The sequence below is a fragment of the Streptomyces sp. BI87 genome, from assembly GCF_025957665.1.
GTDB lineage: Bacteria > Actinomycetota > Actinomycetes > Streptomycetales > Streptomycetaceae > Streptomyces > Streptomyces albidoflavus.
Window position 1 is genome coordinate 428045 of the sequence record NZ_CP110079.1, and the last position, 20188, is coordinate 448232.

The following is a 20188-nucleotide window of genomic DNA, read 5'->3' on the forward strand; positions in this document are numbered from 1 at the left end:
CGGTGAAGAAACCGCCCCGCGAAGAGCCGAAGGAAGACCTGACCGTCACCCCGCCCAAGACCTGGGCCGCGGGCGTCCCGGCGGTGGTGCACGCGCTGGAGTACTCCCTGGAGCAGACCTCGCCCCGGGACACCGCGGTCGATCTGCTGACCATGAACCAGGTGGGCGGCATCGACTGCCCCGGCTGCGCGTGGGCGGACCCCGCCCCCGGCCACCGGCACCGCAACGAGTACTGCGAGAACGGCGCCAAACACATCAACGACGAGGCGACCACCCGCCGGATCACCGCGGAGTTCTTCCGTGAGCACCCGGTCTCCGAGCTGGCGCGCCGCTCCGACCTCTGGCTCAACCAGCAGGGCCGGCTCACCGAGCCGATGGTCAAGCGCCCCGGCTCCGACCACTACGAGCCGATCAGCTGGCGCGACGCCCTGCACCTGCTCGCCGATGAGCTGAAGGCGCTCGCCTCCCCCGACGAGGCCGCCTTCTACACCTCGGGCCGGGTCAGCAACGAGGCCGCCTTCGTGCTCCAGCTCTTCGCGCGTGCCTTCGGGACCAACAACCTGCCGGACTGCTCCAACATGTGCCACGAATCGAGCGGCTTCGCGCTCCACGAGACGCTGGGCACCGGCAAGGGCACGGTCAGCCTGGAGGATCTGCACCACGCCGATCTGATCTTCCTGGTGGGCCAGAACCCGGGCACCAACCATCCCCGCCAGCTCTCGGCGCTGGAGGAGGCGAAGCTGAACGGAGCCCGCGTCGTCGCGGTGAACACGCTGCCCGAGGCGGGGCTCATGCGGTTCAAGAACCCGCAGAAGCCGCGCGGGATCGTCGGCCGGGGAGTCCAGATCGCCGACCGGTTCCTGCACATCCGCCCCGGCGGCGACCTCGCCCTCTTCCAGGGGCTCAACCGGCTACTTCTGGAGGCCGAGGACGCGCGGCCCGGTGAGGTGCTCGCCCGCGAGTTCATCGAGAGCAACACCAGTGGCTTCGAGGAGTTCGCCGAGCACGCCCGGCAGGTCGGCTGGGAGGACGTGCTCGCCGCGACCGGGCTGACCCGCGCGGAGATCGAGGCGGTCCGTGACGACGTGCTGCGCAGCGAACGGGTCATCGTCTGCTGGGCGATGGGTGTCACCCAGCACAAGCACGCTGTGCCCACCATCCGGGAGATCGTCAACTTCCTTCTGCTGCGCGGCAATCTCGGCCGGGCCGGCGCGGGTGCGTGTCCGGTGCGCGGCCACAGCAACGTGCAGGGCGACCGCACCGTGGGCATCTGGGAGCAGATGCCGGACCACTTCCTGGACGCGCTGCGGGACGAGTTCGGATTCGAGCCGCCGCGCCCGCACGGCCTGGACTCGGTGAACACGGTCAGGGCGATGCACGAAGGCCGCGTCAAGGTCTTCCTGGGGGTGGCGGGCAACTTCGTCCGGGCGGCCCCGGACAGCGATGTCACCGAGGCGGCGATGCGACGCTGCCGCCTGACCGCGCACGTCTCCACCAAGCTCAACCGGTCGCACACCGTCTGCGGGGAGACGGCGCTGATCCTGCCGACCCTCGGCAGGACGGAGAAGGACCTCCAGGCCGGTGGGGAGCAGTTCGTCACCGTCGAGAACTCGATGAGTGAGGTGCACACCTCACACGGGAAGCTGAAGCCGGCCTCGCCGCTCCTGCTCAGCGAGGTGGCGATCCTCTCCCGGCTCGCCCGTCACACCCTCGGGGCCACTCCTGACCTGCCCTGGGAGGAGTTCGAGGCGGACTACGGGGCGATCCGCGACCGGATCTCCCGCATCGTGCCCGGACTGCACGACTACAACCGGCGGGTGATCCGGCCCGGCGGGATCAGGCTGCCCAACCCGGTCAACGAGGGCGTCTATCCGACCGCGACCGGCAAGGCGATGTTCACCCGCAACTCCTGGGAGATGCCTCAGGTGCCCGAGGGCCACCTGCTCCTCCAGACCCTGCGCTCCCACGACCAGTGGAACACCATCCCGTACACGCTCAACGACCGTTACCGGGGCATCCACGGCAGCCGCCAGGTGGTGCTGGTCAACCCGGACGACCTGACCGCCCTCGGACTCGCCGAGGGGGACCGGGTCGACGTGGTGAGCGTCTGGGACGGCGGTGTCGAGCGCCGCGCCGAGGGCTTCCAGGTGGTCCCGTACCCGGCCTCGCGCGGCTCGGCCGCCGCGTACTACCCGGAGACACAGGTCCTGGTACCGCTGGACAGCGTGGCGGACATCAGCAACCAGCCCACCTCGAAGGGCATCCTGGTCCGGCTGGAGCCCACCGGCTGACCGTCCCGCGCACATCCCCGCAGGCCCCCGTGACGCCACGTCACGGGGGCCTGTTCCGTAAGGCCCCAGGGCTTCCATGACGGAAACTTTCGGCGTGGCCGGGCACGGAGCGGCAGGTCAGGCGCGCCGCCATTGATATAGACCAGCGGAGCCGACAGGTGGGTCTTTACGGGGGTCTACGCGCGTGCATTACTGGTGTCGTGCTCATGGCGAGCGCCCTCTTCCGGGCGCCACCGCCAGGGCAAGCACCGGTCATTCGCGCGTTCCACGGCTACATCCCCCACTCGTGCCTGGAGGCAGTCATGCCCGCGTACAGCTCTCTCGCCCGCCGCGGCCGCAGACCCGCGGTCGTCCTGCTCGGCGGTCTCGTCAGCGCCTCCCTGGCGCTCACCCTGGCGCCCACCGCCGCCGCCGCGCCCCTCGCGCCCCCGCCCGGCAAGGACGTCGGGCCCGGCGAGGCGTACATGGGTGTCGGCACCCGCATCGAGCAGGGGCTCGGCGCCGGCCCCGACGAGCGCACGATCGGCCCGGCCGACACCAGCGGTGTCCAGGGGATCGACGTGTCGCACTGGCAGGGCTCCATCAACTGGAGCTCGGTCAAGTCGGCCGGGATGTCCTTCGCCTACATCAAGGCGACCGAGGGCACCAACTACAAGGACGACCGGTTCAACGCGAACTACACCAACGCGTACAACGCGGGGATCATCCGCGGCGCCTACCACTTCGCCCGCCCGAACGCCTCCAGCGGCACGGCGCAGGCCGACTACTTCGCCAGCAACGGCGGCGGCTGGTCCCGCGACAACCGGACCCTGCCGGGCGTCCTGGACATCGAGCACAACCCCTCGGGTGCCATGTGCTACGGGCTCTCCACCACGCAGATGCGCACCTGGATCAACGACTTCCACGCCCGGTACAAGGCGCGCACCACCCGCGACGTCGTCATCTACACGACGGCGAGCTGGTGGAACACCTGCACCGGCAGCTGGAACGGCATGGCGGCCAAGTCCCCGTTCTGGGTGGCCCACTGGGGCGTGAGCGCGCCGACGGTGCCGAGCGGCTTCCCGACGTGGACGTTCTGGCAGTACTCGGCGACCGGCCGGGTCGGCGGCGTCAGCGGGGACGTCGACCGCAACAAGTTCAACGGCTCCGCCGCCCGTCTGCTGGCCCTGGCCAACAACACGGCGTGAGACGGCCGGAGGGCGGGGGGTACGGCACGCACGCCGCACCCCCGGCCCTCCCCCGCGCCCGGCGCGGCTACCGCATCCGCCCGACGTGCTCGCGCAGCCGGCGCGCGTCGCGCAGCCGCTGCTCGTAGGTGGCACCGAGCGCGAGGAGCAGCAGCCCGGCGAGGGCCGGGACCGACCAGCGCGGCAGGGCGTCGAAGACCTGCGCCACGTGCGGCGCCAGTTCGTGCAGGGCGACCAGGGCCAGCGTGCCGCCGCCCAGCAGCAGCGGCGCCTGGAGCCGGCGCACCGCCCCGGTCACGGTGACCGCCAGCGCCGCCGCGCCCAGCAGCAGCGGGCGCTGCCAGTGCGGGTCGGACCAGAGCGCCAGCAGACTCGGCCCCAGGGTCACGCCCAGCCCCGGACCGTACGCCGCCCACGAGGACGCCTCCGGGTCCGTGCGCCGGCGCAGGAGGCCGACCGCGCAGGCGATCACCGAGACGGGCAGGGTGTACGCCTCCGGGTGCGTGACCCCGGCGGAGACGAGCCGGACCCAGGTCGCCAGCGCGAAGAGCCCCACCGCCAGGTACCCGGCACCGGGCCTGCGCTCCGGGCGTACCGCGGTGGCGGCCGCCAGGACCCCGCAGAGCGCCAGCACCAGGGAGAGGTACGCCCCGTCGGTCAGCGCCAGCCCCAGCGCGACCAGCGCGCCTACCCCGGCCCCGGCCTCCAGCGGCACCACCACGGCGGGCGTCCGCAGCCACAGCCCCAGCACCACCGCGACCGCCGGGACGGCGAGGACCAGCACGGCCATGCGCGGGGCGCCCAGCTCCAGCGAGGCCCCGGCCGCCACCGCCACCACCAGCGCGCACACCACGGAGAGCACCAGGGAGAGCGAGCGGGTCACGACCTCCCCGGAGCGGGCCGCCACGGCCGCGAAGAGCACCAGGAGGAGACCGGAGACCGCGTACGTGGCCGGTTCGGCGGCCAGCGCGAGCAGCCCCGTGTGGGCCGCCACGGCCACCGCGCACCACAGCGCGGTCGCCCCGGCCGCCGCCGGCACCCGGCGCACCGCGAGAGCCGCCCCCAGCAGCCCCGCCACCAGCAGCAGGTCCACCGCCAGCGCCGCCGCGTACGCCACGCCCGCCGTCACCAGCAGCACCGGCACGGCCGCCGAGACCAGACCGACCGCCACGGCCCCCGCCGCCCCCGTCCGTCCCGCCGGCGCCCGGCCCTCCTGGACCAGGGACGCGTACACCGCCCCGAGCAGCACGGCCACCACCAGCAGCACCACCGGTACGGACATGTCGTCCGGCCACGCCCCGGCCCCGGCGGCCACCTCCCGCACCCCGCCCGGCGCCCCGGCCCACAGCCCGGTCAGCACGGCGGCCGGCCCGAGCAGCGTCGCCGCCGCCGAAGGGAGGACCGCCAGCACCGCGAGGCCCGTCACCCCCGCCGCCGCGCCCAGCACCCCGCCGCGCACCGGTCGCGGCACCACGGCGATCCGCGCCACCGGCGCCAGCGCCGCCCCGCACAGCAGGTGGACCACGACCGCCCAGCTCCACGGCACCTCCGTACGCAGCACCCCGCCGACACCGGCCACGGCCGCCAGCCCGGCCACCACTCCCCCGGTCACCGCCATCTCCCGCGGAGCCCGCCACGCGGCGGTCAGGGCCACCGCCGCGGCACCGAGCAGCAGCGCCCCCGGCCCCGCCGCGTCGAACGGACCGCCCGCCGACACCGACTCCCCCAGGCCGATCAGCAGCCCGCCCGCCCAGGTCGCCCCGGCCCCCGACCAGGCGGTGGCCCGCACCGCGAGCCCCGGCCCGCGCACCGCCACCACGACACTCGCGGCAGCCGTCACCAGCAGCGCCCAGCCGATCACCAGCACGGAGCCCCCGGCCGCCCAGGCCCCCAGCACCAGCGGGAACTGCCCCGCGACCACGGCGGCGGGCAGCGGCAGCCGCAGCCGGCCCACGCCGGCCCCGTACGCCGTCCACCCCGCCGCCAGCGCCCCGGAGGCGAAGGCCGCGTACCCCGCGCCGTCCGCCTCGGGCAGCACCGCCGCGTGGAGCGCGTAGGCGTCGAGCACCGTCAGCAGCAACGCCACCGCGCCCACCGCCTCCGCCGTCGCGCCGAGCCCCCGGCGCAGCAGCAGCACGGGCGCCCCCAGCGCCCCCGCCGTCACCCCGGCCAGCACCACGGCCCGCCCCACGATCCCCAGCTCACCCCAGCTGAACAGGGTGAACGCGATGGCCGCGACGGCGAGCAGCAGTCCGCCGAGGATCAGCAGCACGTGCTGCGCGCCGGGTCCGCCGGTGGCGGAGCCCGGCGGGACCGCCGGCGCGGGATGCGCCGCCGGGGCGGGGTGCGCTGCCCGGGCGGGATGCGCCGCCGGGGCGTGCGCCCAGCCGCCCGGGACGCCGGGCGGCGGCTGCCACCCTCGCCCCGACTGCGCGCGCAACGCGGCCTTCAGCCAGGAGCGGCGGCGCAGCAGCTGCGCCCGGCGGGTGTCCAGCCAGATCAGCTCACGTTCGAGGAGCGCCAGTTCCTCGGCGGGGGACGACGGCAGAGGTGTCATGCACCGGAGTGTGCCGAGGGGCGGGCGGGCCGGACATGCGTTCCCGTACTCACTTCCGGAGCTGAGTAACCCGTCCCGGGCAGTTCGACGTGATCGCGCTCGGAGGATTGACACCGGCTCCTCGCGTTTCACCATCGATGAAGTCACTGCGTGTAAGCGAACACGCCTCGGAAGAAGCAGCGGACATGAGCGCAGCCCGAGGTGGCCGAGGAGTGGCTGAAGCGGCTTCCCGACATCACCGAGTACCGGCTCGCCGACATGGACGAGCACGGCGTCGCCGGTCGAGCCGGGGCATGTGGAAGGGCAGGAAATCGCCCTTGTGCCCGAGGACGAGCCGGGCGCCGGGGAAGTCGTCGAAGACCCCGCCGACGATGACGCGCATCGCGTGTCCGGCGGTCTCGGCCGCCCAGCTGTACAGCGGGCCGACCAGTTCCGGCCGGTCGCGCGTGATCTCCCAGTCGCCCGCCGGGGCGGGGGCGGGGTGCAGGTGGTCGACAACATCGCCATCACCACCTCCGGAGTCATGGACGACACCATGCTCCAGGCCGCCGTCAGGGCGGTGGGCGTCGACAACGTCCTGTCGCCCTCGACTACCCTTTCGAGAGGAGCTCCCAGGCCGTCAGCTTCCTGCGCAGCGCGCACCTGACGGCCAACCACCGCGAGAAGATCGCCCACCGCAACGCGGAGCGCATTCTGCGGCTGTAGCCCGCGGCGGCGGCCGTCCACCACGCGCACTGCCCCCGCCGGTGAACCGGCGGGGGCAGCGTTCAGGTCCGGAGGAGAGGGACCCTGTGCGGTGCGGGACTCAGATGATGCTCACACCGTAGGCGCTGAGCGCCTCGGTGACGGGCTGGAAGAACGTGGTGCCGCCGGAGGAGCAGTTGCCGCTGCCGCCCGAGGTGAGGCCGAGCGCGGTGCTGCCGGCGAAGAGCGCGCCGCCGCTGTCGCCGGGCTCGGCGCAGACGTTGGTCTGGATCAGGCCGGAGACGATGCCGTCGGCGCCGTAGTTGACGGTGGCGTTGAGGCCGGTGACCGAACCGCCGTGCAGGCCGGTGGTGCTGCCGCTGCGCTGGACGGACTGGCCGACCGAGGCGTTGCCGGCGCCGGTGATCTCCTGGTAGCCGCCGTTGTAGAGGGAGACACGGCCGTCGGCGGCGCTCGGGTTGGAGTGCCGGATGATGCCGTAGTCGTTGCCCGGGAAGCTGGAGCCGGCGGTGGTGCCGATCGACCACGAGCTGCCGATGTTGGTGCAGTGGCCGGCGGTCAGCGCGAACTTGGTGCCCGCGCTGTCCTGCACGTTGAAGCCCAGGGAGCAGCGGGACCCGCCGGTGGTGATGGCCTCGCCGCCCGCGATGAGCTTGGAGAACTTACCGGGGGTCTGCTTGACCTCGAGCGCGGCGGCGTTGGCGCCGGCCTCGGCCTTGATCTCGGCGATCTCGGCCTTGCTGACGGTGCTGTCGACCGTGACGACGACCTTGCCCGACTCGGCGTCGACGTACCAGGCGGTACCGGCGATGTCCGCGCTCCGCACGGAGTCGGCCGTCTGGTTCAGCGCGCTGGCGCTGAACGTCTTCGGCGCCGGCTGGGCGGTCGCGGTGGCGGCGGGGACGATCAGCGCCGCGGATGCGGCCAGGGCGGTGGCCCCGGTGATGAGTCGTGCTCGTCTCGACAGGCCGTGGGGGAGAGAGAGTCGCACTGCAAGTCCTCCAGATCGTGGGGGGAACTCGGGGCGTTGGGTGGACGCCCATGACGTGTCGTCAGGAGCGGCGCGATCCAGCCGACGCGTCCCTGACAACTTTGGTTCAATCCTGTACAGCCAGGGGGACCCACACAAGACCCCCGCTGCGTCCCTGGCCGATATGCAGCTCCCCAGCGAGATCCAGACACCACCAAACCGGTGGATCGGAGAACGGCCGGGGGAACGGGGAATGACGGAAAACGAGCGGCGAGGTGACGAACACCGGCCACGGAAACGCTCAGGGCCGGTTTCGGATTGCTCCGAAACCGGCCCTGATCTACGACTCTCACGAGTCGGGACGACAGGATTTGAACCTGCGACCCCTTGACCCCCAGTCAAGTGCGCTACCAAGCTGCGCCACGTCCCGATGCGCGCTCTGCGGTGTTCCGCCGACCGCGCGAGAAGAACTTTACCCCACGTCCGGGGGTGGTTCCGCACCCGTCGGGCGGGGGCTCAGGCGAGGGCCGCGCGGGCCTGTTCGGCGAGGGCGTCGGCACCGCAGGTGCGGGCCAGGAGCAGGCCGCGGTGGAGCTGGTCGCGGTCGCCGGTGGCGAGGCCGAGGGCGACGCGGGCACGGGCCAGTTCGTCGCGGGCCGGGGACTCCTCCAGGTGGGCGACGGCGCGGGCGTGCAGCGCCGGGGCGGCGCCGGCCGGGGCGAGGGCGGCCTCGCATCCCAGGGCCATGCCGAGGGCGGTCGGGGTGCCGAAGCGTTCGGCGTCGACCCGCAGGCGGCCGGTGAGGGCGTGGGCCCGCTCGGGGTCGCGCTCGGCGAGGGCGGCGGCCAGGTCGCGGCGCCAGGGGGCCCAGACCGGGTTGTGGCGGCCTCGTCCGGCCAGGGCGGAGGCGGCCTCGAGTCCGGCGACGGCCTCGTCGGCGCGGCCCAGGGCGAGCAGCAGGCGGCCGTGGACGCTGGGGGCGTCGGGCAGGATCATCGCGTCCGGGTAGGGCGGGCCGAAGCCGCGGGCCTCCGCGAGGCGCTGGGCGTCGGCGGTACGGCCCCGGGCGAGGAGGGTGTCGACGAGGAGGCAGACGGCGTCCCAGTGGACGGGGAGCCCGGTGCCGATCCGGTCGGCGAGCCGCAGGGACTCCCGCAGGCGGGTCTCGGCCTCGGCGAGGCGCCCGCGCCGGCGCAGGACGGCGCCGGTCAGCATGTGGGCGAAGGCGAGGTGGCCACCGCTCCAGCCGGAGATCTCGTACGCGCGGACCGCCTCGTCGAAGAGCTCCTCGGCGCGGTCGAGTTCGTCGATCCAGGCGTAGGTGATCCCGGCGAGGCACGGGTACTCGAAGCCCCAGGCGGTGTCGGTCCAGCCGAGGCCCGGCGCCGGGCGGCCGTCGGCGAGGGCCCGTGCGCAGAACTCGGCGACGACGGTGTGGTTCTCGCCGCGCAGCATGCCGTCGAAGGCGCGCAGGGTGAGCAGGGCGCGTTCGGCGTTGGTCTCGCCGGCCAGCGGGTCGGCGAGCTGGGCCAGGCGGCGGGAGCGGCCGGGGCCGTCGTCCTCGGTGGCGCGGAACGCGTCGTACATGAAGTGGGCGGCCTGGAGGCGGAGGCGTTCGGGGCCCGGTTCGGTGGTGGCGGCGGCGAAGGCGACGCTGAGGGAGGCTTCGCGCATCTGCTGGTTGTGGGCGAGCGCCTGGGCCAGGCGGAAGGTGGCGTCGGCGCGCAAGGTGTCGTCGAGGCCGGGGAGTTCGAGGGCGGTGCGCAGATGGCGGACGGTGTCGGCGGGTGAGGTGAGCAGGGCGGCGCAGCCCAGTTCGTGGTGGACGAGGGCGCGCAGGTGGTGTTCGGGCGGTTCGCGCAGGGCGCGTTCGAGGCAGCGGCGGGCGGCGTCGGGGGCGCCGACGGCGAGGTGTTCGCGGGCCGCCCGGCGTAACTGCTCGACCAGGGCGGGGTCCTGGTCGGGGTGGACCTCCAGGAGGTGGCGGGCGGCGGCGGCCGGGCCGTGTCCCTCGGCGGTCAGGAGCCAGGCGGCGCGGCCGTGGAAGGCGGTGCGCAGGGAGCGGGGCACCGCGTCGTAGACGGCTCCGGCGACCAGCGGGTGGGTGAAGTCGACGGTGTCGCCGGGGTTCAGCACGCGGGCGGCGCACAGCTGTCCGGTGGCGGTGGCCTGCTGTCCTGGGGAGATTCCGGCGAGGCTGGCGGCGAGCCGCAGCGGGACGCCCGCGCCGAGGACGGCTGCGGCCCAGGCGAGGCGGGCGGCGTCGGGGCCGAGGTCGCCGAGGCGGTCGGCGAGCCGGTGGCCCCGGACGGTGGCGGCGAGTTCCCGGACGGCGGTGGCCCGGTCGGCCCCGGGGTCGAGGGGATGTTCGCGCAGGCGGGCGAGGAGTTCGGCCAGTTCGTAGGGGCTGCCGCCGGTGGCGTTCCACAGTTCGCGTCCGAGGGCCTCGTCGGTGCCGGCGCCCAGGGCGCGGCGGGTGAGGTCGGCGGCGGCCTCGGGGGTGAGGGCGCGCAGGGTGACGCGCAGGCGGGCGGCGGTGCCCAGCGCGTCGAGGTGCGGGCGGCTCTCCTCGGCGGCGTGCTCGGTGGGCCGGTGGGCGACGACCAGGAGGAGCGGGAGGCGGGCCAGGCGGGGGCCGAGGGCGGCGAGCCAGCCGAGCGACTCGCCGTCGGCCCAGTGGGCGTCGTCCAGGACGAGGACCAGCGGGCGGGCGTGGTGCCGGCGGGCGGCGCGGGCGGCCAGCGCGACCAGGCCGTCCTGGACGCCCTGCGGGTCGGCGGGGTCGGTCCCCGGCGCGGTGAGGCCGAGGGCGGGGCCGACCAGGGCGCGGTGCGGGCCGAGCAGGGCGGCGCGGCCGTCGGTGTCGGCGAGGTCGGGGGCGAACAGGGCGCGGGCGGTGTGGAAGGGGACGGCGGTGGTGGCGGGGTCGGCGCGGGTGGTGCGGACGGTGCAGCGCTCGGCGGCCCGGGCGCGGACGCGGGCGAGGACGGAGGTCTTTCCGATGCCTGCCGCGCCGCTGTAGACGAGCAGGCCGCCTTCGGGGCGGGGGCGGCACAGTGCGTCGACCGCGCGGTCCGCCGCCGCGAGTTCCAGCTCGCGTTCGAGCAGCGGGTCGCCGGGCCACGGGGGCGGCGTGGTCGTCATGCCTGTCCAAGGGGGCTCGTACGGGGGGCGGTTGCTCCGACGAGCCTAGTGGCCCCGGTGGTACGGACGACACACTTCGGCCTGTTCCGGACGCCCGGCGCACCCGGGCGCGCGAGGCGTGCGCGGTGGCGCGCCCTTGCTCGGGGGTGGCGGGCAGGATGGGGGCATGGAACCCAGGGATGACAGGAGCGCGGAGTCCGGCGAGGAGCGCGCGGCGGTGCGGCCGGACCGGGGACGGGACCGGGACGCCGAGGGCAAGGCGCGCAACGCCCGCCCCCGGGACGGCCTGGGCCGCCCCCTGCCGTACGGCGCGCCGGGGGTGCCGAGGGCGCCGGAGGGGGTGGTCCGGACGGCGGGGGCGTCGGTGGACGAGGCGCAGGAGCTGTTGCGGGCGGGCCGGCCCTTCCACGCGCACGAGGTGTTCGAGGACGCCTGGAAGTCGGGGCCCGCCGAGCAGCGCGCCCTGTGGCGCGGGCTGGCCCAGACAGCGGTGGGGCTCACCCACGCGGCGCGGGGGAACACGACCGGCGGGGCCCGGCTGCTGCGGCGCGGCGCCGACGAGGTGGAGCGGTGGGCGGGCTCGGCCGGGGCACCGGCGCCGGGCGGGCTGGACGCCGGCGGGGTGGTGGCGTGGGCGCGGGCGCTGGCGGAGCGGGTCGACGCCGAGGGGCAGGTGGCGGACGCGGCGGCGGTGGCGCCGGAGTTGCGCGCCCGGCGCTGAGCGGGGCGGCGTCACCGGTGCGGACCGGGTCCGGGTGCGTCGGTGGTGGGGCGGTGTGAGGCTGGCGGATGTGACGAGCACCGATGAGACCGTGCCGCAGACCGCCGCTCCGCCGGTACTGGACCGGCGACGGCGCAACATCGTCTTCGTCACGGTCACGCTGGGGGTGCTGCTGGCGGCGCTGGACCAGACGATCGTGGGGACGGCGCTGCCGACGATCGTCGCGGAGCTGGGCGGGGCCTCCCACATGTCGTGGGTGGTCACCTCGTACCTGCTGGCCGAGACGGTGGCGACGGTCCTGGTCGGCAAGTTCGGCGACCTGTTCGGCCGCAAAGTGGTCTTCCAGATCTCGGCGGTCGTCTTCATCACCGGCTCGTTCCTGTGCGGCCTCGCCACCGACATGCTGCTGCTGATCACCTGGCGCGCGGTGCAGGGCGTCGGCGCGGGCGGGCTGATGGTGACGGCGATGGCGCTGATCGCCGACGTCATCCCGCTGCGGGAACGCGGCAAGTACCAGGGCGCGATGGGTGCGGTCTTCGGCGTGTCGACGGTGGTCGGTCCGCTGCTCGGCGGGGTCTTCACCGACCATCTGACCTGGCGGTGGGCGTTCTACGTCAACGTCCCGATCGCCATCGTCGTGGTGATCGCCGCCGCCCGGACCATCCCTGCGGTGCGCGCGGCGCACAAGCCGAAGATCGACTATCTGGGGATCGCGCTGGTCGCGGTGGGCGCGAGCGCCCTGATCCTGGCGACGGCCTGGGGCGGCAACGAGTACGCCTGGGGCTCGCCGGTGATCATCGGCCTGTTCGCGGGCGGCCTGGTGGCGCTGGCGTTGTTCTGCCTGGTGGAGACCAGGGCCCGGGAGCCGATGCTGCCGATGCGGCTCTTCCGCAACCCGGTCTTCAGCGTCTGCGCGGTGCTCAGTTTCATCGTGGGTTTCGCGATGCTGGGCGCGCTGACCTTCCTGCCGACCTATCTCCAGTACGTCGACGGGGACTCGGCGACCTTCTCCGGGGTGCGAACCCTGCCCATGGTGGTGGCGCTGCTCGCGGCGTCGGTGCTGAGCGGCACCGTGGTGGGGCGGACGGGGCGGTACCGGGTCTTCCCCGTGGTGGGGTCGCTGGTGATGGCGCTCGGGTTGTTCCTGCTGTCGCAGATGGACGCGAACACCAGCGACTGGCTCGAATCGCTCTACATGGTGGTGCTCGGCGCCGGGATCGGCCTGTCCATGCAGGTGCTGACGATCGTCGTGCAGAACACCGTCGACTACGCGGACCTGGGCACCGCCACCTCCGGCGTCACCTTCTTCCGCACCCTCGGCAGCGCCTTCGGCACGGCGGTCTTCGGCACCATCTACGCCTCGGCGCTCGGCCCCAACCTCGACGAGGGGGTACGGTCGGCGGCCGCCGCCGGCGGGGTGGACCCGGCGGCGCTGGCGCAGGCGGCACGGAGTCCGCAGGGGGTGCACGGGCTGCCCGGGACGGCGCGCGGCCCGGTGGTGGAGGCGTACGCGGAGACGCTGCACACGGTGTTCCTGTGGACGGTGCCGGTGGCGCTGCTCGGGTTCGTGGTGGCGCTCTTCCTGAAGGAGGTCCGGCTGCGGGACAGCGCGCGGCACGGCTCGACCGACATGGGCGAGGGGTTCGCGACCCCGGGCACGGGCGACTCGGAACGGCTGCTGGAGTGGGAGGTGGCAGGCGTCCTGCGGTCGGCGGACTCCCGTACGGCGCGCAGGATCGTGGCCGATTCGGACACGCGGCTCGACGCGGCCGGGGCCTGGGCGGTGATGCAGGTGGAGCTGTTCACCCGGCTCGTGGGGCACGCGGGGCTCGGCCTGATCGCGGCCCGCCGCCAGATGCCCCCGGAGGTGCTGGTCCCGGTCTTCGACCGGATGGTGGACGAGGGCTACCTGACCCGCCACGGCACCCTCATCGACCACACGCCCGCCGGGGCCCGGGAGGCACGGGTCATCACCGAGGCGTGGGCCCACTGGCTCCGCTCCCGGCTCGACGAGGACCGGGGCGTACCCGCCGACCGGGAACTGCGCCGCGCGGTGGACGCCATCGCCAAGCGGCTCCTGGCAGAGGACCTGGCGCTGGGGCTGACGGAGCAGCGGGGGCCGGTGGGGTCGACGTCGGCGAAGGCGGTGCTCTGACGCCCGGCCGCCTCCCTCCGTACGGGAACGGCCTCCGCCCGGTGAGAGGCGGAGGCCGTTACGTCGGGGCCGGTCAGGCTGTCACGGGTAGAAGTGCGTCAGCGACTCCGCGACGCAGACCGGCTTGTCGGTGCCTTCGCGTTGGAAGGTGAAGGCGCGGGTCATCTGGACGCCGCCGCGTTTGACGGGTTCGACCGAGGCCACCCGGGCGTGGAGGCGGACGCGGCTGCCGACGGGGACGGGGGCCGGGAAGCGGACCTTGTTGACGCCGTAGTTGAGGGCCATGCCGACGCCGGTGACCTGGAGCAGTTCGGCGAACATCGGGATGCCCCAGCTCAGCACCAGGTAGCCGTGGGCGATGGTGCGTCCGTAGGGGCCTTCGGCGGCGCGGGCGGTGTCGGTGTGGATCCACTGGTGGTCGCCGGAGACCGCGGCGAAGGTGTCGATGGTCTCCTGGCTCACCTCCCACCAGCGGGAGTGACCGAGGTCCTGGCCGGCGAGGGCGGTGATCTCCTCGATGCCGTGGGCGGTGCGGGGCACGGGGGCGCCTTTCTGCGAGCGGGGTGGAGCGGCGGGGTCAGGCCGTGGCGACGGCGGGGGCGGCCGCGCGGGGCGCCTCGTCCTCCTGCTCGTAGTTGCGGCGCTTGAGGAGCAGGAGCATGCAGCCGAGGGTGAGGGCGACCTGGAAGACGGCGTAGGCGATGACGGCGGTGATGGAGCCGGTCTGGTTGAGGAGGAACTGGCCGATGATCGGGGTGGTGCCGCCGAGCAGGGTGCCGCAGAGCTGGTAGCAGAGCGAGATGCCGGTGTACCGCAGGTGGGCGGGGAAGCGGCTGGCGAGCATGCCGGCGAGGGCGGCGTAGTAGAGGCAGTGCGGGATGGTGGCGACGGCGACGCCGAGCATGGCCAGGCCGTAGCTCTCGGTGCCGATGAGGAGGAACATCAGCGGCATCAGGACCAGTTCGGGCACGAGCATGAAGGTGACCGCCCGCGACCAGCTGCGCATCCGGGTGGCGAGGACCGCGCCGAAGGGCTGGGCGATGATCTGGGTGATGTTGGCGACCAGGATGATCGTCAGGAAGGAGCTGCGGTCGAAGCTCAGCTCGGTGGTGGCCCAGGAGAGCGCGAAGGTCGACTTGAAGTAGGTGGCGGAGAGGCCGATGGTGCAGGCGCCGATGCCGAGGACGATCAGCATCGGGTGGCTGCGCAGGACCTCGGAGAGCGGCACCTTGGCGGTCTCGCGCTTCTCGATGACGCGGGCCATCGCGGGCGACTCGGTGACCTTGAGCCGGACGAAGAGGCCGACGACGACCAGCAGCGCCGAGGCAAGGAAGGGCACCCGCCAGCCCCAGGCGACGAAGGCGTCGTCGGGGAGCTGGCTGATGGCGAGGAAGCTGAGGGTGGAGAGGGTGTTGCCGACCGGGGAGCCCTGCTGGGCGAAGGCGCCGTAGAGGATCGACTTGCCCTTGGGGGCGTGCTCGGAGGCGATGAGGACGGAGCCGCCCCACTCGCCGCCGAGGCCGATGCCCTGGATCATGCGGATGCAGACCAGCAGGATCGGGGCGGCGATGCCGATGCTCTCGTAGCTGGGCAGCAGGCCGATCGCGGTGGTCGAGATGCCCATCAGGAGCAGGGTGATGACCAGGGTGGTCTTACGGCCGAGCTTGTCGCCGAAGTGGCCGAAGATGATGCCGCCGAGCGGGCGGGCGAGGAAGCCGACCCAGAAGGTGGCGAAGGCGACGAGGGTGCCGAGGGCGCCTTCGAGTTCGGGGAAGAACACCTTGTCGAAGACGAGGGCGGCGGCGGTTCCGTAGATGTAGAAGTCGAACCACTCGATGGTGGAGCCGATGAAGGCTCCGATTCCCGCTCGGCGGGCGGTTTTGCTCCGCGCCTGGTCGGCGGTGGTGCTCATGACGGCTCCCATGGGCAGCGTTGATCAGCGGAAGGGTGGGGTGGGGGCGGGCCTTGGGGGTGGCCGCGGTACGAACGCGGGGCTTCGGGGGCGTCCCGCCCCGGTGGCCTCCGGTGTGATGGCCGCTACGGTGCCAGGCGGCACCGAGAGCGGTCCAATACCAAATAGCTGATGCAGTGAGACGGTCCCGGTATCACCGGGAGGGGAGGGTCAGGCGCGGGCGAAGACCGCGGCGAGGCCCTGGCCGCCGCCGATGCACATGGTCTCCAGGCCCCAGCGGGCCTCGCGGCGGCGCATCTCGTGGGCGAGGGTGGCGAGGATGCGGGCGCCGGTGGCGCCGACGGGGTGGCCGAGCGAGATGCCGGAGCCGTTGACGTTGATCCGCTCGTGGTCGTCGGCGGTGAGCCCCAGCAGGCGGGTGCAGGCGAGGGTCTGGGCGGCGAACGCCTCGTTCAGCTCGATCAGGTCGAGGTCGGCGAGGGTCAGTCCGGCCTTCTCCAGGGCGGTGGCGGTGGCGGCGACCGGGCCCAGCCCCATCGTCTCGGCGGGCACGCCGGTGCGGGCGAAGGAGACGAGGTGGACGAGGGGGGTGAGCCCGAGCCGTTCGGCGGTGGCCCGGCTGGTGACGAGGCAGGCCGCGGCGGCGTCGTTCTGGCCGCTGGCGTTGCCGGCGGTGACGGTCGCCTCGGGATCGGTGGCGCGCAGGATCGGCTTGAGCGCGGCGAGCTGTCCGGCGGTGGTGTCGGGGCGGGGGTGCTCGTCGGTGTCGACGCGGATCTCGCCCTTGCGGGTGCGGACCGGTACGGGCACCGTCTCCTCGGCGAACCGGCCGGCGGCCAGGGCGTCGGCGGCGCGGCGCTGGGAGCTGAGGGCCAGCGCGTCCTGGTCCTCGCGGCTCACCTGGTAGGCGCGGCGCAGGTTCTCAGCCGTCTCGATCATGCCGCCGGGTATCGGGTGGTGGACGCCGCCCGCCTCGGTGCGGCCGCGCGCGAGCGAGTCGTGGAGCTGGAGGCCGGGGCCGCGGATGCCCCAGCGGCCCTCGTGCGTGTAGTAGGGGGCGGCGCTCATCACGTCGACGCCGCCCGCGACGACGACCTCGCTGAAGCCGCCGCCGATCTGGAGGGCGGCGTCGATGACGGCCTGGAGCCCGGAGCCGCAGCGCCGGTCGATCTGCACGCCCGTCACCCGGTCGGGGAGCCCCGCGTCGAGGGCGGCGACGCGGCCGATGGCGGGGGCGTCGCTGGTCGGGTAGGCGTGCCCGAGGATCACCTCGTCGATGCGTTCGGGGTCGACGCCGCTCCGCTCGACGACGGCGGAGATGACGTGCGCGGCGAGCGCGGCGGGCCGCTGCCCTGCCAGCGCACCGCCGAACCGGCCGATGGGGGTGCGCAGCGGCGAGCAGACGACGATGTCGTCGGGGGACGCGGCGGGGGTCGGGGCTGCGGACATGGGCGGGGCCTCCTGAGGGCGCGTACGGGTGCGCGGGCCGCCCCCGTTCGGGGCGGGGGCGGCCCGCGTCGACCCTCGCACTGGCGGGCCCGCGACTTCCAATACTCAGTTACTCGCTGACTGAGACGGCGTACGTCTCAATCGGCGGCGCCGGGCGGCGTGGGCAGCGCCTGTTCGGCCACGGCGAGGACGCTGCGCAGCGCGGCGGAGGGGTTGTCGGCGCGCCAGGCCAGTGCCGCGTGGAGGCGGACCGGCTCGGCGTCCAGGGGGCGGTAGACCAGGCCGGTGGACTGGACGTGCTGGACCGAGGTGAGGGTGAGGGTGACCCCGACCCCGGCCGCGACCAGGGCGAGGATGGTGTGGGAGTCGGGGGCCTCCTGGACGACGCGCGGGGTGAACCCGGCGCTCTCGCAGGCGCGGACCATGGCGTCGCGGAGGCTGGAGCCGGCGTTGGCCGGGAAGCTGACGAAGGGCTGGTCGGCGAGGTCGGTCAGGGCGATGCGCTCGCGGGCGGCCAGCGGGTGGTCGCCGGGCAGGGCGCAGATCAGTTCCTCCTCGCCGATGACCCGGGTGCGCACCCCCGGGCGGGAGGCGGGCAGGCGGACGAAGCCGAGGTCGAGGCTGCCTTCGGCGACGCGGGCGAGCGCGGTGTCGGCGTAGGTCTGGCCGGTGAGGATCAGCGCGATGCCGGGGTGGGCGGCGCGGACGGCGCCGGTGAGCAGCGGCAGTGCCTCGTGGCTGGAGGCACCGGCGAAGCCGACGGTGACCCGGCCGTACTCGCCGCGCCCGGCGGCCTTGACGGCGCGGACAGCGAGGTCGAGGTCGTCCAGCACGGTGCGGACCGGGCCGAGGAAGGACTCGCCGGCGCTGGTGAGGCGGACCGAGCGGGTGTTGCGTTCGAAGAGCTGGGCGCCCAGTTCCTTCTCCAGCTGGCGGATCTGCTGGCTCAGCGGGGGCTGTGCCATCTGGAGCCGCTTGGCGGCGCGTCCGAAGTGCAGCTCCTCGGCGACGGCCACGAAGGCGGTGAGATAGCGCAGTTCCACGGTGTTCCTCGGAAGATTGTTCAGCTGGGCGTCTTGATGTGACCTTAATTCGGTATTGGACGGCAATCAATAGTCGCTGGCACCGTGAGACCCGGCCGCCGTGCGGGACGTCGAGGACGCCCCGGGGGCGCGCCGTTTCCGATCCGTACGCGCCGAGGAGCTGCCTGCCGTGGAACGATCCGTGGCCCCGCCGGACAAGACCCTGTCGATGAGGGACGCCGTGGCGGCGTTCGTGCACGACGGAGACACGGTCTGCCTGGAGGGCTTCACCCACCTCATCCCCACGGCCGCCGGGCACGAGATCATCCGGCAGCGCCGCCGCGACCTGACGGTGGTGCGGATGACCGCCGACATCGTGGTCGACCAGATGCTGGCGGGCGGCTGCGTCAAGCGCCTCGTCTCCTCGTTCGTCGGCAACTCCTCCGCCGGTTCCCTCGGTGAGCTGCGCCGCCGGATCGAGCGGGCCGACCCCGAGCCGCTGGAGTTCGAGGAGTACAGCCACCACGGCATGGTCTGCCGCTACCAGGCCGGCGCCCAGCGCCTCCCCTTCCTCCCGCTGCGCTCCTACGCCGGCAGCGACCTGCCCGGCATCAACCCGGCGCTGCGCAAGGTCACCTCGCCCTACCCGGGCCCGGACGGCGAGCCCGAGCAGATCTACGTGGTCCCGCCGGTCAACCCGGACGTCACCTTCATCCACGCCCAGCGCGCCGACCGGCTCGGCAACACCCAGATCTGGGGGCTGACCGGCGTCCAGGCGGAGGCGGTGTACGCGGCGAAGCGCGCCGTGGTGGTGGTCGAGGAGATCGTCGACGACGAGGTGATCCGTGCCGACCCCAACCGCACCGTGGTCCCCGCGCACGCGGTGGACGCGGTGGTGCACTGCCCGCGTGGCGCCCACCCCTCCTTCGCCCAGGGCTACTACGACCGGGACAACGCCTTCTACCGCTCCTGGTCCCACATCAGCAAGGATGCCGAGCGGCTGCGTGCCTGGCTGGACGAGTGGGTGTACGGCACCCGCGACCACACCGAGTACGCCGCCAAGCTCGCCGGCCACTTCCGCGACCACCTCGCGGTGGGCGAGGCGCTGAGCGGGCAGGTCGACTACGGGCGGCGGCTGTGAGCCCGACGCCCGCGACCGTGGCAGCCCCCGCCCCGCCCTCCCCCGCACCGCCGAAGGAGTCCCGCCGATGACCACCGCTCCCCCGCCCGCCGCCGCCCCCGGGATCTCCGGTGCCGCCGAGGCCCCGGCGGCCGGCGCCACCTCCTCCGAACTGCTCGCCGTCGTCGCCTCCCGCGCGCTGGCGGGGCGCCGCACGGTCTTCGCCGGGATCGGCCTGCCGACCCTGGCCGCCTCCCTGGCCCACCTGACGGTCGCCCCCGGCCTGGAGATCGTCTACGAGTCCGGGGTCTGCGGGGCGCACCCCGCCCGGCTGCCCGAGACCATCGCCGACGCGGTGCTCATCACCGGCGCCGAGGCGGTGCTGCCGATGGCGACGCTCTTCGGCGCGGTCCTCCAGGGCGGCCACATCGACGTCGGGTTCCTCGGCGCCGCCCAGATCGACCGCTGGGGCAACCTCAACTCCTCGGTGATCGGGGAGTGGGAGCGCCCGCAGGTGCGGCTGCCGGGGGCGGGCGGGGCGATGGAGGTGATGGCCAACGCGCGGGAGATCTTCGTGGTGATGCGCCGTCACACGCCGCGCTCCTTCACCGCCGAGCTGGACTTCTGCACCTCGCCGGGGCCGGACCGGGCGCTGGCCGACGGCATCCGGCCACTGGGCTCGGGGGTCACCCGGGTCGTCACGGACCTCGGGCTCCTGGAGCGGGCCGGGGTCGGCGAGGAGCTGCGGCTGACCGCCGTCCACCCCGGGGTCACCGTCGACCAGGTGCGGGAGGCGACCGGCTGGGAGCTGGCCGTCGCCGACGAGGTCGCGGTGATCGAGCCGCCTTCCGCCGCCGAACTGCGGCTGCTGCGCGAGGACGTCGACCCGGGCCGGGTCTACCTCCGCTGAGCGGGCGCCCACGCTCACCCTTCCCCTCACCGTCACCCCTACCGA

General features: G+C 74.0%; 14 protein-coding genes and 1 tRNA gene. 7 read left to right on the plus strand and 8 right to left on the minus strand.

Going from position 1 to position 20188, the window contains the following annotated elements; all coding sequences use genetic code 11:
• The first annotated feature begins 2 nt into the window (after positions 1-2).
• Entirely contained in the window at positions 3-2291 is a 2289-nt protein-coding gene (locus OIM89_RS01760) for an FdhF/YdeP family oxidoreductase (protein WP_264490912.1), read from the plus strand.
• 302 nt (positions 2292-2593) lie between these two features.
• Positions 2594-3478 carry a lysozyme gene (locus OIM89_RS01765; RefSeq protein ID WP_030697696.1) on the plus strand — a complete coding sequence of 295 codons (885 nt, stop codon included), beginning with the start codon at positions 2594-2596 and terminating at the stop codon, positions 3476-3478.
• Positions 3479-3545: 67 nt separating this feature from the next.
• Here OIM89_RS01765 and OIM89_RS01770 read toward each other — a convergent pair whose 3' ends face one another.
• Positions 3546-6035 carry an SCO7613 C-terminal domain-containing membrane protein gene (locus OIM89_RS01770; protein WP_264490913.1) on the minus strand — a complete coding sequence of 830 codons (2490 nt, stop codon included), beginning with the start codon at positions 6033-6035 and terminating at the stop codon, positions 3546-3548.
• Between the two features lie 319 nt (positions 6036-6354).
• On the opposite strand from OIM89_RS01770, the gene OIM89_RS29945 reads away from it, so the two are divergent.
• Complete coding sequence (locus OIM89_RS29945; RefSeq protein WP_030697698.1) at positions 6355-6681, plus strand: hypothetical protein; 327 nt, start codon at positions 6355-6357, stop codon at positions 6679-6681.
• A 159-nt stretch (positions 6682-6840) separates the two neighbouring features.
• On the opposite strand, the gene OIM89_RS01780 is transcribed toward OIM89_RS29945, so the two are convergent.
• The 3 genes from OIM89_RS01780 to OIM89_RS01790 form a co-directional block, all read right to left on the minus strand.
• Positions 6841-7731, minus strand: a complete 891-nt coding sequence (locus OIM89_RS01780; RefSeq protein ID WP_030697699.1) for a S1 family peptidase — start codon at positions 7729-7731, stop codon at positions 6841-6843.
• Positions 7732-8066: 335 nt separating this feature from the next.
• Positions 8067-8140 (minus strand) — tRNA-Pro (locus OIM89_RS01785).
• Between the two features lie 86 nt (positions 8141-8226).
• Positions 8227-10854, minus strand: a complete 2628-nt coding sequence (locus tag OIM89_RS01790) for an ATP-binding protein (RefSeq protein WP_264490914.1) — start codon at positions 10852-10854, stop codon at positions 8227-8229.
• Between the two features lie 166 nt (positions 10855-11020).
• Here OIM89_RS01790 and OIM89_RS01795 point away from each other — a divergent pair, with 166 nt between their 5' ends.
• Positions 11021-11575: a DUF309 domain-containing protein gene (locus tag OIM89_RS01795; protein WP_030697701.1), complete on the plus strand. Its 555-nt coding sequence runs from the start codon at positions 11021-11023 to the stop codon at positions 11573-11575.
• Positions 11576-11645: 70 nt separating this feature from the next.
• Positions 11646-13730, plus strand: coding sequence for an MDR family MFS transporter (locus OIM89_RS01800; protein ID WP_175458378.1), 2085 nt, complete (start codon positions 11646-11648; stop codon positions 13728-13730).
• 81 nt (positions 13731-13811) lie between these two features.
• Here the strand turns inward: OIM89_RS01800 and OIM89_RS01805 are convergent, their stop codons facing one another.
• The 4 genes from OIM89_RS01805 to OIM89_RS01820 all read right to left on the minus strand — a co-directional run bounded on the left by OIM89_RS01805 (position 13812) and on the right by OIM89_RS01820 (position 18134).
• Positions 13812-14270, minus strand: coding sequence for a MaoC family dehydratase (locus tag OIM89_RS01805; protein WP_047466669.1), 459 nt, complete (start codon positions 14268-14270; stop codon positions 13812-13814).
• 37 nt (positions 14271-14307) lie between these two features.
• The gene (locus tag OIM89_RS01810; RefSeq protein WP_030697704.1) at positions 14308-15642 is read right to left on the minus strand and encodes an MFS transporter; all 1335 of its coding nucleotides are present in this window, start codon (positions 15640-15642) and stop codon (positions 14308-14310) included.
• Positions 15643-15852: 210 nt separating this feature from the next.
• Entirely contained in the window at positions 15853-17091 is a 1239-nt protein-coding gene (locus OIM89_RS01815; protein ID WP_226964753.1) for an acetyl-CoA C-acetyltransferase, read from the minus strand.
• Positions 17092-17228: 137 nt separating this feature from the next.
• The gene (locus tag OIM89_RS01820) at positions 17229-18134 is read right to left on the minus strand and encodes a LysR family transcriptional regulator (protein WP_023415941.1); all 906 of its coding nucleotides are present in this window, start codon (positions 18132-18134) and stop codon (positions 17229-17231) included.
• Positions 18135-18342: 208 nt separating this feature from the next.
• Here OIM89_RS01820 and OIM89_RS01825 point away from each other — a divergent pair, with 208 nt between their 5' ends.
• Together OIM89_RS01825 and OIM89_RS01830 are read left to right on the plus strand one after the other, a co-directional pair.
• Entirely contained in the window at positions 18343-19254 is a 912-nt protein-coding gene (locus OIM89_RS01825) for a CoA transferase subunit A (RefSeq protein WP_175458383.1), read from the plus strand.
• A 67-nt stretch (positions 19255-19321) separates the two neighbouring features.
• Positions 19322-20143: a CoA-transferase subunit beta gene (locus OIM89_RS01830; RefSeq protein WP_195730063.1), complete on the plus strand. Its 822-nt coding sequence runs from the start codon at positions 19322-19324 to the stop codon at positions 20141-20143.
• The last annotated feature ends 45 nt before the right edge of the window (positions 20144-20188 follow it).